The sequence below is a fragment of the Sporosarcina sp. D27 genome, assembly GCF_000586555.1.
In the GTDB taxonomy this organism is placed as follows: Bacteria; Bacillota; Bacilli; order Bacillales_A; family Planococcaceae; genus Sporosarcina.
Window position 1 is genome coordinate 43819 of the sequence record NZ_AZUC01000014.1, and the last position, 14575, is coordinate 58393.

The window sequence follows — 14575 nt, forward strand, 5'->3', positions numbered from 1 at the left end:
TTGATTAGTTTTGTAGCGCGTAAAAAATAAATGATTATAAGCCCCATCCTTAATTGGATGGGAATTTTTAATTCTCATGGAGATTGAGGGAATTTTCGAACTTATAATGAATATCTTTAAGTAATATTTAAAAAAGGTTGGGGGAATTAAAATGATTTACGTAAAACTGCTAGGATTTGGGCTGGGATTGACAATTATTATTAGTGTCTTTTCTGCACTAGGTGTAATTTTTCAAGTTGATGACAATGGAATGATTATCTTTCAAATCTTTGCGTTTTTGATTGCTGCAGTTATTTTAACTTTATACATGAAGAAGAAAGATCCAACATTGAAACAGTTTGGCTTTGAAATAAAGAGAGTTAATAAAACTTTCTTTATATTTATCGGATTAATCGTTATGATACAGCCACTTGTATTAGGGATTGACTTTTCGCTATCATTTTCAACATTATTTCTAATTCTATTTCAAATGATTCTGGTTGGCTATACAGAAGAAACATTGTTTCGTGGCGTATTCCTTTATCATTTGCAAAATAAAAGCCCAAAGTCTTTTCTCTTATTTTCAAGTATCGTTTTTGGTCTCCTGCATGTTGCTAGTGGACTAAATCCAAGCGAATCTTTCATTTTTGTTATCCTACAAATTGTCAATGCTTTATTGTTTGGTCTAGTTATTGCTTTTTTGTTTTACTACACTCGAACAATTTATTTGGTAATAGCATTTCATACTTTGTTCAATATTTTTGCATCTATTGTTCGGGAAAGCTCTTTTGAAAAAAGTCTGTTAGCTGTCATCCTACTTGTAGTTACATATATTATTGCACTCATATATTTCAACTACTCAAGTAAACGAGCAAGTAAAATAGTGGTATGATAACATCATCTGTCCATGACGAGTTCTGATATATGACATTATCCTTTACAATTCTAAACTCAACAGTTAAGGTGTTCAAAATCCTTAAACAAAAACATACCAGACATGAGACCCTATCTATCGAAAGAAGTTACTACAAGGAGAGTTGTTTCATTCGGATGCAATCGGATTGATGCATGTGGCGATTGATCGTGGGCGTTTAGTTGTGAAAGAAGAGCAAGTGATTTGACGATGGTGGCAACCCATGATAGATTATGAAAGCAGATTTGCAACTGTAGACCTCTTTAACACTAAAAAAGAGAACGCATAAAGTCCTGTCCTAAATTGGATAGGACTTTTTTGATTTATCGGGTTAAAGTAATGGTAAATACTGCTTATTTAAGGCGTAAATTGTAGACAAAATGGCGATATATTGGTAGTGTTAAGGAGATTCATCAGATTTTTCTTGTACATTCCAACCCTATCCTTATTTAGATGGGGTCTTCTTAATGAACAATAATTGAAAGGCGAATAACCAGAGTTCAACTGACTGATTTGACGGAAAAAACAGTAAATGTTAAAGTTATACAGATGTCAGGTTTAACTCTTTGTCCATAATAACCTTTAGTCTTCCAGTGACTAAAGAACAAAAAGCGACCTAACCATTATTGGACGGGTCGCTTTTTTAATTTATTTCAGCGATTCTATTCGTTGGTCGAGAAGTAGCTGCAACTCATCAATATCTTCCAACGTCGCCTGATTACGAATGAAGCTGCGTGTTCTCGATCGATTACTTAAATACTTGGCGCGCTCTTTGTTTTGTTCTTGCCACTTCTTATTCGCCTCTGTTTGACTGTTCTTCAATTAAGCGGTTCCTCTCTTTCAGTAGTTTATTTTTTTCCTTCCTTCCTTAAGACAAGGTATCTAATTCCCAACACACCGATGATTACGCAGGACAGAACAATAATTATCAGTAATATCTTCATAATTTTATGGTATACATAGGTAAGAAGAGAGGGGGATTAACCTCCCCATCTCAACTTTCTTATCTCTAGCCTCAACTTTTCACTTTCTAACTTCGTATTCTGGTTGCTGAGTATCTGACTGATGGTTAGGATTGAAATGGTTGAGGCTATTATTGTTCCCAAGTACGCCACTTGTTCACCTCCTTTTATACTTCAATTATACTATGCGTAGTATATAAAGGTAAGTCTTTTTTAAAAAATAAAATAAAAGTATTGACGGAATGCCCTGTCCTTAATTGGACTGGGCTTTATTCTTTTTCGGAAGAAAGTTTGTATATCTTTAATTTCAATAAAGTCTGACAATTAATAGAGGAGTTTGATATAATCTAGAAAACGAATTGAGTTGGTATGTTCAGCAAACGGGCCATTTTACGGAAGAAATTAGAGACAAAAGTATGATTCAGAAAGTAGGTAAATAAATGATTCCATTAGTATATGACCAAATTAATGTATGGGGCAAGGATGATGAATTTTTTTTAGGGCTCCTGAATAAGATAAATGCTAAAAAAATAGCTGATTTGGGTTGTGGAACAGGAAGATTGACAACTCATTTTGCAAAGGCAGGATATCGTATTACAGCTATTGACCCGAATGAAGAAGCGATTGAATATGCGAAAAGTAAGGAATATCCAGATGTAGTGACTTGGATTGTTGGTGATAGCACAAATTTACAAACAAATGCGTTCGACGCTGTTATTATGACGGCAAATGTTGCACAAGTATTTCTTACAAAGGATAGTTGGAAGAACGTCATTTCAGATGCACATCGAGCATTAAAATCTGGAGGGCACTTTATTTTTGATACACGTAATCCATTAGCGAAAGTATGGGAACAGTGGGCAAAAGATGAAACTCCTGATGTTGCAACGGATCAGCTGAGTGGTGAGCAGCTTGAAATTTGGACGGAATACGAAGGGTTCGTAGAAGATGTATTTACGTTTTATGAAACTGTGAAAAATGCACGTACGGATGAAATAGTTATTCATGAAAAAAGGCAATTAAAATTCCGAACCCAAGAAGAGATTTATGAATCATTACACCAAGTAGGTTTTTCAAAAATTCGAACCTATGGAGATTGGGAATTTAAACAGGCAACAGAGGAAACAAAATCATTTATTTTTCACGGTGTAAAATAAGGGGTTTCTCGGTATAACAGCCGAGCACGCTAACGATTAAAATACAGACCTTAATAAAGCAAACGGGCACGATTGTGGCACAACCCAGATGGAATCATTAAATTATATTTCATTGCTTCAACTAGATTTAGGAAAAAGGCGACTACTCTTAATTGAGCGGTCGCATTTTTTTATTTTGGTTTACATACGAACATACATTCGGTATTATAAAGTCAAGGAGGGACGAATGTGCGTATAACTTTGGAGAAAGCTGTTAACTACGGTGAGTCATTAGATATGATGTATTTAGCAAAGGATGGCAGTATTACTAAGCGACGAATCAATGTACTTCAGCTAGGTGATAAATCTTTTCGAGCTTATTGTCATCTTAGGAAGTCTAAACGAACCTTTGCGATCGATAATGTTTTAGCACTTGTCCCTCTAATCGAACGTGAAAGGGCAGTGATTTAATGTATGACCAAAACCGAGACCGCGGAAAAATCAAGTGGACCGCGATGATGCTGCCGGAACATATCTCTTTATTGCGCGAGTGGCAAAAGGAAGATGATTACGTTAAGCAACCCGATCTAACAGACTTTGACTTGCAGGACATCCAGGAGCAACTAGAATCAGCAATGATGCGTAAATGTATGACACAGATAAGGTCGTGGAAAGAAGGCAAGGTGACGGGCTATCTGGGCACTGTAGAAGAAATTGACGTACACAAACAACTAATCGTGTTGCAAGACCCCTTTGAAATAGAACGGATACTAGCTACAGACATTATTGCAGTTCAACATGTGGATTGAGTGCGTCCTGTCCTTATAGACGGGACGTTTCTGGAGAAATGACAAAGGTATTTTTCGGAAAGAGTCTGATAGTTCATTACGAGGTTTGGTATAATCTAGATGGGATATCAAAAATACATCGATCAATGGAAAGAGTAAGGACTATTTAATTTCTAATCAACTCATCAAACGGGTGTGATAGGGCATAGTGATGTTTCAAAATAGAGCTAGATTGTTTAAAAACATAGAACAGTTTTGACTGAGGGAGTGGGTTTTTTTGAGAGCTAAATGCCTCAAATTCAATGAATTTGGTAACCCCCAAGAAGTAATTAAAATTGAATATAAAGATATTCAACCCCCAAAAGAGGATGAGGTACTTGTGCGCATGGTAGCCAGACCAATTAACCCATCTGATTTAATACCGATAAGAGGTGCTTACTCTCATAGAATATCTTTACCAAATATTCCGGGTTATGAGGGAGTCGGAATTGTTGAAAACGTAGGTTCCTTGGTATCTCAAAGTTTTATTGGCAAACGTGTTTTGCCTTTGAGGGGAGAAGGCACTTGGCAGGAATTCGTTAAAACATCAGCAGAATATACAGTGGTAATTCCAGATTCTATTGATGATCTTACAGCTGCACAAATGTACATAAATCCAATTACAGCTTGGGTCATTTGTACGCAAGAGTTAGGGTTAAAACCAGATGATGTCCTCTTGGTAAATGCTTGCGGCTCAGCCATCGGTCACATTTTTGCTCAGTTATCAAAAGTTCTTGGGTTCCGATTAATTGCAATAACTAGGAATGATAAATACTCAAATGATCTACTAAAGCTCGGTGCTTCTTCCGTGATTAACACCTCTCTATATCCATTGCGAGAAACAATTATGGACTTGACTGGCGGGGTTGGAGCTGATGCAGCTATTGATTCAATTGGAGGAGCAGATGGTAACAACTTAGCATTTTGTGTTCGTCCTGAAGGTACTTTTTTAACCTTAGGTCTTTTATCAGGAATCCAAGTAGATTGGGCGAGGATTACAAAAGAGACAAAAGTGAATGCAAACTTATTTCATTTGCGGCATTGGAATAAGAGAGTTTCAGCAAATGCTTGGCAGGAGACATTTACTGACGTAATTACATTGATCAATGACAAAAAATTAAGTCTTATGAGACCTGAATCATATTATAGCTTATCGGAAATACGGGAAGCTGTAAGGTTTATTGAATCTTCGGAAGGAAATCAGGGCAAGGTGATTTTAACGAACTGAGAGAGCTGCTTATTCCATTGAAGAGATCGATTGCAACATAACCTGTACGAATAATCATTAAACACTTTTTCATTGGTGTTATGGGAATAAGTTGAAAGCAAAAAGAGAGGGGGTAGATGCCTCCTCTTTTGAGTATAGTACTCAAGACTAATTTTATATCGTCAGAATGCGATTGTATAAGTTTACATTTAATAAATAGGTATACATTTGGTATACAAACTCAGTGCTATCTACTGATGTATAACGATTCGCCTATGTCCCCCTGGGACGTAATAGTAAAGTGAAAACACCGAATCTGTTGATAGCTAACCGATTCGGTGTTTTTGGTCGTCCTAAAAAGAGCTGTGCAGGACACAACTCCAGAATAATTTAGAATAGGGTTCGAGTTGGTGATGCACAGGCGTCGTTTAAAGTAGGTGCCTGTGCACGGAACAATCATGAATGTTTAACCAAACATGAAAGTTTCTTGCACAGGCACTTAATACTGAAATGCAATGGCTACCTAAGTAAATCTGCTATTTCTTCTTCAGTCAAGAAGCACCATTGGCCGATTTCTAATGATCCGAGGTGAATATGCTTAATTCGAACTCTCTTTAAGTGTCTGACAGTATACTGAAAATGTCTGCACATTCTACGGATTTGTCGATTTAATCCTTGGGAGAGTGTTATCCGAAATGTATAATCATCAAGCTGAAGTACAGAGCAAGCATTTGTTCTGGAAATGCCTTTTCTTCTAGGATTGTAAATATCCACACCGTTTGATAAACGGACTAGAAAAGACTCTGTAATCCTTTTGTCAACGGTTACTAGATACTCTTTTTCCTCATTGTTTTCTTCTTTCATTAACTTATTTACAACGCTTCCGTCATTTGTTAATAGAATAAGACCTTCAGTTTCTTTGTCTAGACGTCCGATCGGGAAAATACGTTCAGGATAGGCTATATAGTCAATAATATTATTATCAATAGTAGGTGAGGCTGTACAAGTAATCCCGATTGGTTTGTTAAGCTTCACATAGATTTTCTCTGATGTGTGTTTAATTCTGTGACTGTTTACTTCGACTACATCGTTCTCCTCAATAAAACATACATGACGTGCAATCTCGCCATTCACTAAAACTTTCTCAGCAGTAATAAATCGCTCAGCTTGTCTTCTGGAACAGAATCCAGAAGAACTAATATATTGATTCAACCTCACATTTTTCGCTCCTTATCAACTGCTTCTTACTTCATGATACCACGTATGTATGTTTGCTGAATTCACAAGTGGAAACACATGACCACAAGAAACAAAAGTAGGTGCCTGTGCGAGGAACAATCATGAAAGTTTCTTGCACAAGTACCTAACACTTTGTCCAATACGATATTGTGTTAGGCACCTGCTTTCAAAGAAAAGCGTATTGCTAAATGGAGAAATACTATATACTATAAAATGAAAATCTGTGTTTAAAGATTATTGAAAAGGAAGAGGTAAAAAGCTTGAACAAAAAACGCATGTTAGTTATTTCGTTCGTTCTATTTTTAACTGGATTTATGACTACTCCGGTTGCAAAAGCGGCATCCGGTTTACAATTCGATACAACGGTTTCAGGTGCGATAACCGAACAACAATCATCGGATGAATACACCATTACACTCGAGCAGCCAGGCACTCTCACAGTCACTTTGAACGCCTATTTATCTGAAGTAATAGTAGATCTTAAAACACCAGATGGTGATAGGGTTGACGGCTATGAGGTCATTTATAACGGTCGTCTGGATAAGCCATCATCTTATAGTAAGGAATACGTTCTGGAATCGGGTGAATATAACTTAATCGTTAAAGATCATGAAAAAAGAAGTTATGGCAACTATGACCTAAGTGCAACATTCGATTCTGCAAATAACACTGAAATAGAACCGAATCAGTCTTTCAACGAGGCAATGTTGCTAACAGTTGGAGGAAAGAAAGTAAGAAGTTTGATTAGCCTGAGTGATAGGGATGATTATTACAAAGTTGAGCTCAAAGCGCCGGGGAGATTTCAGATGAATGCTATTTCCTATATGCCTAACGCATCGATCCGATTGTTTGACGAGCAACAAGAACTGATAGCGTACGAGAGTTTCGGATTTAAGAATGACGCACCTGTCTATTGGAACCACCAAATGGACCTGGAAGCCGGAACTTATTACATTTTAGTGACGGGTCAAGGATCTTACTACGGTGTATATGAAATGAGCCTGGATTTAGAACTCGCCAACAACGAAGAGATGGAGCCGAATAATACTCGAGGGACGGCAATTCCTCTACAGCTCAATGACGGAAAAACGCATACTGGTTTCTTAAGTTATTCTGACAGGATTGACTATTATACGCTTGAAATGAATTATGATGGCTATTTGACCATTAACTTTACATCAGAATTCAGCCAATATGAACTTATGAAAGAAAAAAGTATCTCTTATGGTTCTGATACGAACTTCGGAGCAATAGGGAATCCTGTGACCTCCACTCAAAAATTGAAGCTTGAAAAAGGAACCTATTATTTTAGCCCTTTTAAACAGGTGGACTGGCAAAGTGGTGTTTATACAATGTCATTTAGCGCTGAACCTAGTTTTATTGATATGACAGATCGTTATTCCGCAGCAGTCACTTATCTAGCGGATAAGAAAGTTGCCAAAGGAATTAGTAAAACCGAGTTTGGCATGAAAAATAATATCAAAAGAGTTGATGCAGCGATTTGGCTGGCGAAAATTTTGAATCTCGATACTTCTAACACGAGTATGCCGCAGTATGGGGATGTACCAAAAAGAGCTTGGGGCGCAGTGAATGCATTAAAATCAGCAGAAATAGCAACTGGCAAATCATCCACTTATTTCGGTGCTAACGAAACAACCACGCGTGGCGAGATGGCACTCCTCCTCCAAAGAGCATATAAATTATCAAGCGATGGGGTCGAACTGTCATTTAAAGATGTATCTCCACGCTATGAAGAAGCGGTTAAAGCATTATTGAAAAATAACGTAACTCAAGGAAAAACATCAACACAATTTGGAACGAGTACTTCTATTACCCGAGGAGAACTGGCGTTATTCTTATATCGTGTGGACACAACAAGATAACAAAAGGACCGGTGTAGATGGATTTCATCTAACAGCGGTTCTTTTGTGTATTTGATTATAACGACGATGGTCTTAGTAGATAACACATTTTTAGAGAAGCTATGCAATAGCAGAATATTGCTATTTTGAGCGGAATCGATGCCTGTGTGAGAAACAATCATGGATGTTTAAATAAATATGAAAGTTTAATGTGCAGGCACCCCAACACTACCGAAAAATCTTCTAACAGGAATGCTCCTTTCTTATCACTTTTTCTTTTCCTAATTTTACTGAGAGTTTTTCTTTTGATAGCTATTTGAGAAAGCTGACTAACATACCTATAAGTTTATCTATAATTATAACGTTAAGAATGATGCTGAAAAAATGCAAAGCGAAGCCGACTTCCTAGCCTTTAAATGAGAAGTGGACTTCGCTTTTTTCTTTCAGATATACACCAATTATTTGAATAGTGTTAGAATGACTTATATGATTATTAATTAGGAGATGAATGGTATGAATGAGCGACTCAACAGACCAAAGAGATTTGGGGAAATACTCGATTTGACCTTTAGCTTAAGTAAAAATAATTTTAAAATCTTTTTCTTTATTTCCCTGCTATTTATGGGACCCGTCTATCTGATTGAAGCATTGATACAACTCGTGTCTGGCGTCAATTTTTTCAGAGAGGTTTCTGTAGGTGGGGCTTGGTATGAAAATATTGCAGCGAGTTTCGAAGTGGAAGAAACAACCAGTCTAGGTGCCGACATAGGCGTGATACTACTAGGCATTGTTAGCTTATTCATATTTCCTGTTGCTACTGCGGCAACTTTATTGGTTGTCGATCATATTCGTAAAAATGAAGCCTATACAATTGGTTCGGTCGTTAAGAAAGCTTTTGCTAGATACGGTGCAATTATTGGGAGTACGCTTTTATTTACACTCATGGTCACGGGATTAATACTATTACCTATCATGTTTATCGCATTCGTCTTCATAATTGGAATAGCAACACTTCCTGTAGTTGGTATTATTGTAGGAGTACTACTATTCTTAGCTTTTGCAATCGCGATTGGATATTTACTTACCCGTTGGAGCTTTTATTTTGGATCTGCAGTACTTGGAGAAGGAACTCCAGGGTTTACAAGAAGTTGGAGACTGACTCGCACGCAAGGTTGGAAGTTAGTAGGACTGTACATAATCTTCTTTCTACTCATCTCAATTGTCAGCAGTGCTTTTGAACTTACATTTGGGTTATTTTTAGGCAATAGTGTTTTGCTTTCAATGATTCTATCGCTCGTAAATATTGTCACAACATTAATATTTACTGTTGGTTTTGCAGTTATGTACTTCGATTTAAAAGTAAGACATGATGCAGAGGATTTAAAAGAACTGATTGATGAGTATGCAGTGGTTCAATCATGAACTCTATAAGGATGATCTTCTATGGATAATGTACAGAACGCAAAAGGCGAACTGGAAAACATTTTAAGTAAGAAAGAGTATACAATTTATACAGACCAGCAAACGAATTTCTTCACGGTTTTATGGGAGAGGATTAAAGCTTGGTTTGTTGATTTTTTGGAGCGTCTTTTTCCTTCTATGGAGAAGACGAGCATGATTGCTGGGCCCATTTTGGCGATTGTTATTTTCGTCATGATTATTCTCATTGCTATCGCCTTGGTTTATTTTGTTCGTAAACGAAAGCGCAGACAAATAGTTCACTCTAAAACACCTCTACAATCCATGAAGGAGATCGATTGGTCTTTTCAGATGCACTTGACTGAAGCGAGTAAACAAGAAGATCTGAATAGACTCACGCCTGCAACTCACCATATGTTTTTAGCAATCCTTCTTTATTTTCATGGAAAACAATGGGTGGAAGCACGTATTTGGAAGACCAACTGGGAGTATTATGAAGAGCTCAAAAAAGTAAATCGGCAATCTGCCAATCAATTCTATCATATTGCTCGATTCTTTGATGAAGTTACGTATGGAGAACGAGAAGTTCAAATCGATGAATATAAGGAATTTCGGATAAAGGTAATGGAGGCTTTAGGTGAATCCGTTGAATAAAATTATTCATGAGAAAGGAGGGGAGATTAGTTTGCAAAAAAAAAGATTGACCCCAAAAACTTGGATCGGACTGTCACTTTTTTTAATTGTCCTGCTCTTCTCTCGATACCTTCTAGTGCAAGACCAACTAAAAGAGTATCCAATTTTCGCTTCTGACTCTCCTTCTCCCACAGGAGTAAAAGCATTCTATACGTACTTAGAGAAGAGTGAGGAAAGCGTCAAAAGATGGACAGAATCTCCAAGTGATTTATCTACAACGTCTGAAAATCAGTTACTCATTATGTTGGAGCCTTATTTCATTCCAACTACTGAAGAAATTGGTGCATACAAAGAATTCATGAATTCTGGAAATACCATTCTATTACTTAAACAAAACCCAAAAGGAATGTTCGAACTGGAAACCGAGCCTGTCGATACAAATGAAGGTCTTATAGTCGATAAAGCAAACAGGACCTATTCAGCCGAACTCCTTGAATCCATTCGACTCCTTGAACAATCTGATGATGAAGTTTTACTTTCAGACGAATTGGGAACTATTGCACTGCAGCGTTCTTTCGGTAAGGGGAATTTAATCGTTGCGAATTCACCAAACTGGATGATAAATAGTGAACTATTAACAGATGACCACCTAGCCCTTATTCTATCACTTCTAAATGAAGTGAATTCTAAAACGATTTTGTTTGACGAATATATACATAGTAGCGATAGTGCATCGATTTTTTTCACCATTTATCCAAGATGGTTTTTACTCTTACTAGTACAAGGAACAGTGTTAACACTCCTATGGCTATGGGTTCTTGGAAAACGATTTGGACCGGTTTTCATTCCTAGAGAAGAAACAGTTCGTTTCAGTGATGAAGGTCTTCGAGCATTGGCTGCTTGGTACCTCAAGGGGCGTCGTTATCATGACTCATTGGTCATCCAAGCTGATTATGTAAAAACGTTGTTACAAGAACGTTGGCGGATTCCTTATACAATGGAATGGGAAAACCTGACAGATCACTTCGAACAAAAATGCCCTCATCTTCACAAAGATGAAATACAGGAGATGCTCATTGGGCTAACTCCCATGCTAAGTAAAGAAAAGGTAACCAAACAAGACTACTTATATTGGTCGAAAAAGCTAGAGACCATTCGGAAAGAGGTAGACAAAAATGAGAATGCATCTATTAACCTTATTGGAAAAATATGAAGAACGAGTCTTTGGCCAAAGTACTACACTTAGACTTTTATTGTCTGCTGTTTTGTCAGGCGGGCATGTATTACTAGAAGGAGTACCGGGGACTGGAAAAACGCAAATGGTTAAAACATTGGCAAATTTACTTGGCGGTGATTTTAGAAGAATACAATTTACCCCCGACTTACTACCAAGTGACATTACAGGAAGCATGATTTACAACATGAAAGAAGGTTCTTTTGAAACGTTAAAAGGACCGATTTTCACGAATGTCCTTTTAGCTGATGAAATTAACCGGACACCCGCAAAAACACAAGCAGCACTACTAGAAGCAATGGAAGAAAAACAAGTTACCATCCAAGGGAAAACGTATCCGTTACCCGATGTATTTTTCGTAGTAGCCACTCAAAACCCAATTGAATTTGAAGGTACTTACCCATTACCAGAAGCACAACAAGATCGTTTCTTGTTTAAACTTCTTATTGACTTTCCTTCGTTCAATGAAGAAAAAGACATATTAAAACAAATAATCGAAAAAAGTTTTGACAGAACATCGGTCTCTTCAATTCTCGACATGGAAACGTTTTTAACAATCCAGCATGAAATTGAACAAGTAACACTCGGTGATGGTGTGCTCGATTATGTTATGCAGATTTTACGAAAAACGAGAGAAACAGAATCCATTCGTTTCGGAGCGAGTACTCGTGCAGGTATTTCAATCGGTAAAGCTGCACAAGCATGGGCTTATTTAGAAGGTCGTGATTACGTAACACCTGACGACGTTAAAATCGTTGCCAAGCCATCTTTAAGACATCGAATTCAATTATCTCCACATGTAGAATTGGAGGGAACGGCTGTTGACCAAATCATCGAAGAACTTGTGGGGGCGATTCCTATTCCAAGGTAGTGGAATCGTACCAACGAAACGATTACTCATTATTTTTTTCGTACTATCTATTGCTTTAATCACGCTCGGAAGTCTCTTCGACATGGATTGGGGCATTTTCATTGTCATGAATCTTCTTATTCTATTTGGAAGTTTGTTGGACTTGTTGTATTCCCCAAAGAAAAACCAAGTTCATTTCAAACGTACAATTGAGAAAGAACTGGAAAGAAACCTTTCCTATACAGTCGATATTGAAGTGGACAATACTTCAGAGCATGCCTTCAATTTTCTTCTTGTAGATGGAATTCCACAATCTTTTAAAAGTTCTTTTCCAATTAAAGGAGAAATAGCAAAAGAGACTGCAGTGCAGGTATGTTATGAAACAAACGCTTCTGTACGAGGAAACTACAAAATAGAGCAACTCCACTGCCGTTATACAAGCAAGTTAGGTCTTTGGGCAAAGCAAAAAACAGTTTCGTTGGTCGATTTCGTAAAAGTTATTCCAGACTTAACTGAAACGAAAAGCTATTTGGGGAATGCACAACGATTTTTATTGTACGAGGGTTCAAAGATCCGTAAACAACAACGCGGCGCAGGAGAATTTGCCCAGATTCGAAACTACGGAGTGGGCGACGACCCACGGATGATTAACTGGCGGCAAACTGCCAAACTGCAAGAAGTGATGACCAATGAATATGAACCTGAACATGGAAAATATGTAACCATTTTAATCGATTGCGGAAGAATGATGGGTGCGGAATTAAAGAATGGAAATCGTCTTGAAAAAGTAATGGAAGCCTCTCTAACTGTTGCGGCGGCAGCTTTACAAAAAGGGGATTACGTTTCTGTTCTAGCCTTTTCAAAAGAAGTTAAAGTATTTGTACCACCCGCAAAAGGAATACCTCATTTGCAAACGATTCTCCAAGCAATTTACTCTCTTGAAGTGGATGCTGCTGAGTCGAATTATGCTGCTGTTCTCATTTATTTAGAAACCATGCAAAAGAAAAGAAGTCTACTATTACTCTTTAGTGATGTTCGCTCATTTCTTCATGAGGAAAGTGCGCTAGCCTATTTGCAAAGACTTAGAAGACGCCATATGTTTTTAATGATTGGCATTGAGGACACAGCCCTTTATAATCGCATCAATGAAGAACCGGTGGATGTACAAACCGCAATGGTGAAAAGCATTGCTCAACAACAACTGCTTCTAAAGAAAAAAAGGAAATTGAAATGGGAAAAAAAAGGCCTTCAAATGATTGAGGCCCGTGAAGAAAACTTAGCAGTAGCAGCAGTTTCACATTATATTGATATTATGAATCGAAACTTGATATAGATTCTCTTCTGTCTAGAAAAACTTTTCCAATCAATACGTACACAATTAAGCCAATCACAGTAATGATAGCAACTGCATATTTTGCTTCTAATGGTATTGATGCTGGAGTGATGAAGCCTTCAATCAATCCGGCAATGATAAATAAGGGAATCGTACCAATTAGTAACTGAACAGATCGCTTTGCCTGTGTTTTCAATTGGTAGGCTCTGGAGAACTTGCCTGGGACAAAGAGCTTATAACCCATTAACAGACCTGCTCCACCTGCTATAAATATGGCTGTAAGCTCGATCATTCCATGTGGTACGATAAATGCCCAAAACTCATACGATTTATCGTAATGAAAGAATATAGCAGCTAAGGCTCCGACCAAAATACCATTATAAATAAGGACGTATACAGTTATTAGCCCGAATGTGATACCCCCGGCAAAAGCGAGTATCCCTACTTGAATATTGTTTGTCATAATACTGGAAGACATTACAGAAGAATTCACTTCCATCTCATCGCCGCCAAGCTGATCGGGATTAACTCCTTGTGCTATTTCTGCAGGAAGTATCGAATACATCGTTTGAGGGTCGTTGAGAACAGCAAAGAAACTACCTAAAGTACCTAGTGTAAACAAAAGAAATGCGACAAGAATAAACTTCCATTGTTCTAAAAACAAACGAATAAATGTTGTACTTAAAAAATTACCAACTTGTTTCATGCTCGATATTTGGTCTTTATATAACAAATTATGTGATTTGGATACAAGTTCATTTAAGTACATCGTTACTTCTTCATTTGGAAAGTATGTTTGAGCGTAGGAAAGATTCTGAGCAGACTTTTGATAGAATTCATAAAACTGGTCAATTCTTTCACCTGTTAAATTGGATTTACCTTTATGCAATTCAGACCCTAGGTTTTCAAGTTTACTCCAATCTTCACGATGCAGTTTCACAAATTGATTGATGTTCATTTTTACACCTTCTTCATGTAGTA

General features: G+C 37.4%; 14 protein-coding genes. 11 read left to right on the forward strand and 3 right to left on the reverse strand.

Annotated elements, in window-relative coordinates; all coding sequences use genetic code 11:
- Positions 1–151: 151 nt before the first annotated feature.
- Positions 152–871, forward strand: a complete 720-nt coding sequence (locus N693_RS0102915; RefSeq protein WP_025783286.1) for a CPBP family intramembrane glutamic endopeptidase — start codon at positions 152–154, stop codon at positions 869–871.
- Between the two features lie 669 nt (positions 872–1540).
- Here the strand turns inward: N693_RS0102915 and N693_RS20355 are convergent.
- Complete coding sequence (locus N693_RS20355; protein ID WP_172643565.1) at positions 1541–1714, reverse strand: hypothetical protein; 174 nt, start codon at positions 1712–1714, stop codon at positions 1541–1543.
- 580 nt (positions 1715–2294) lie between these two features.
- Between N693_RS20355 and N693_RS0102935 the strand changes: the two genes are divergently transcribed.
- The 4 genes from N693_RS0102935 to N693_RS0102950 all read left to right on the forward strand — a co-directional run bounded on the left by N693_RS0102935 (position 2295) and on the right by N693_RS0102950 (position 5045).
- Positions 2295–3011, forward strand: coding sequence for a class I SAM-dependent methyltransferase (locus N693_RS0102935; RefSeq protein WP_025783287.1), 717 nt, complete (start codon positions 2295–2297; stop codon positions 3009–3011).
- 228 nt (positions 3012–3239) lie between these two features.
- Positions 3240–3461 carry a transcriptional regulator gene (locus N693_RS0102940; RefSeq protein WP_025783288.1) on the forward strand — a complete coding sequence of 74 codons (222 nt, stop codon included), beginning with the start codon at positions 3240–3242 and terminating at the stop codon, positions 3459–3461.
- On the forward strand, positions 3461–3799 hold the full coding sequence (locus N693_RS0102945; RefSeq protein ID WP_025783289.1) for a YolD-like family protein: 339 nt from the start codon (positions 3461–3463) through the stop codon (positions 3797–3799). The genes N693_RS0102940 and N693_RS0102945 overlap by 1 nt, the downstream gene beginning before the upstream one ends.
- Before the next feature lie 256 nt (positions 3800–4055).
- Positions 4056–5045: a zinc-dependent alcohol dehydrogenase family protein gene (locus N693_RS0102950; protein ID WP_025783290.1), complete on the forward strand. Its 990-nt coding sequence runs from the start codon at positions 4056–4058 to the stop codon at positions 5043–5045.
- 498 nt (positions 5046–5543) lie between these two features.
- Here N693_RS0102950 and N693_RS0102955 read toward each other — a convergent pair whose 3' ends face one another.
- Entirely contained in the window at positions 5544–6242 is a 699-nt protein-coding gene (locus N693_RS0102955) for a pseudouridine synthase (RefSeq protein WP_025783291.1), read from the reverse strand.
- A 281-nt stretch (positions 6243–6523) separates the two neighbouring features.
- Between N693_RS0102955 and N693_RS0102960 the strand changes: the two genes are divergently transcribed.
- The 6 genes from N693_RS0102960 to N693_RS0102985 all read left to right on the forward strand — a co-directional run bounded on the left by N693_RS0102960 (position 6524) and on the right by N693_RS0102985 (position 13594).
- Positions 6524–8146, forward strand: a complete 1623-nt coding sequence (locus N693_RS0102960) for an S-layer homology domain-containing protein (RefSeq protein WP_025783292.1) — start codon at positions 6524–6526, stop codon at positions 8144–8146.
- A 492-nt stretch (positions 8147–8638) separates the two neighbouring features.
- On the forward strand, positions 8639–9547 hold the full coding sequence (locus N693_RS0102965; protein WP_025783293.1) for a hypothetical protein: 909 nt from the start codon (positions 8639–8641) through the stop codon (positions 9545–9547).
- A 21-nt stretch (positions 9548–9568) separates the two neighbouring features.
- Positions 9569–10198, forward strand: a complete 630-nt coding sequence (locus N693_RS0102970; protein ID WP_025783294.1) for a DUF4129 domain-containing protein — start codon at positions 9569–9571, stop codon at positions 10196–10198.
- 31 nt (positions 10199–10229) lie between these two features.
- Positions 10230–11390: a DUF4350 domain-containing protein gene (locus N693_RS0102975; protein WP_025783295.1), complete on the forward strand. Its 1161-nt coding sequence runs from the start codon at positions 10230–10232 to the stop codon at positions 11388–11390.
- Entirely contained in the window at positions 11353–12282 is a 930-nt protein-coding gene (locus N693_RS0102980; RefSeq protein ID WP_025783296.1) for a MoxR family ATPase, read from the forward strand. Before N693_RS0102975 ends, N693_RS0102980 begins: the two co-directional genes overlap by 38 nt.
- Positions 12233–13594, forward strand: a complete 1362-nt coding sequence (locus tag N693_RS0102985; RefSeq protein WP_025783297.1) for a DUF58 domain-containing protein — start codon at positions 12233–12235, stop codon at positions 13592–13594. The genes N693_RS0102980 and N693_RS0102985 overlap by 50 nt, the downstream gene beginning before the upstream one ends.
- Here N693_RS0102985 and N693_RS0102990 read toward each other — a convergent pair.
- The gene (locus N693_RS0102990) at positions 13572–14552 is read right to left on the reverse strand and encodes a stage II sporulation protein M (RefSeq protein WP_025783298.1); all 981 of its coding nucleotides are present in this window, start codon (positions 14550–14552) and stop codon (positions 13572–13574) included. The two genes, N693_RS0102985 and N693_RS0102990, sit on opposite strands and share 23 nt — an antisense overlap.
- Positions 14553–14575 lie beyond the last annotated feature (23 nt).

Coding starts and splice junctions, on each gene's coding strand:
- N693_RS0102970 (WP_025783294.1), top strand. CDS start 9,569: ATGGATAATGTACAGAACGCAAAAGGCGAACTGGAAAACATTTTAAGT.
- N693_RS0102990 (WP_025783298.1), bottom strand. CDS start 14,552: ATGAACATCAATCAATTTGTGAAACTGCATCGTGAAGATTGGAGTAAA.
- N693_RS0102965 (WP_025783293.1), top strand. CDS start 8,639: ATGAATGAGCGACTCAACAGACCAAAGAGATTTGGGGAAATACTCGAT.
- N693_RS0102935 (WP_025783287.1), top strand. CDS start 2,295: ATGATTCCATTAGTATATGACCAAATTAATGTATGGGGCAAGGATGAT.
- N693_RS0102980 (WP_025783296.1), top strand. CDS start 11,353: ATGAGAATGCATCTATTAACCTTATTGGAAAAATATGAAGAACGAGTC.
- N693_RS0102945 (WP_025783289.1), top strand. CDS start 3,461: ATGTATGACCAAAACCGAGACCGCGGAAAAATCAAGTGGACCGCGATG.
- N693_RS0102915 (WP_025783286.1), top strand. CDS start 152: ATGATTTACGTAAAACTGCTAGGATTTGGGCTGGGATTGACAATTATT.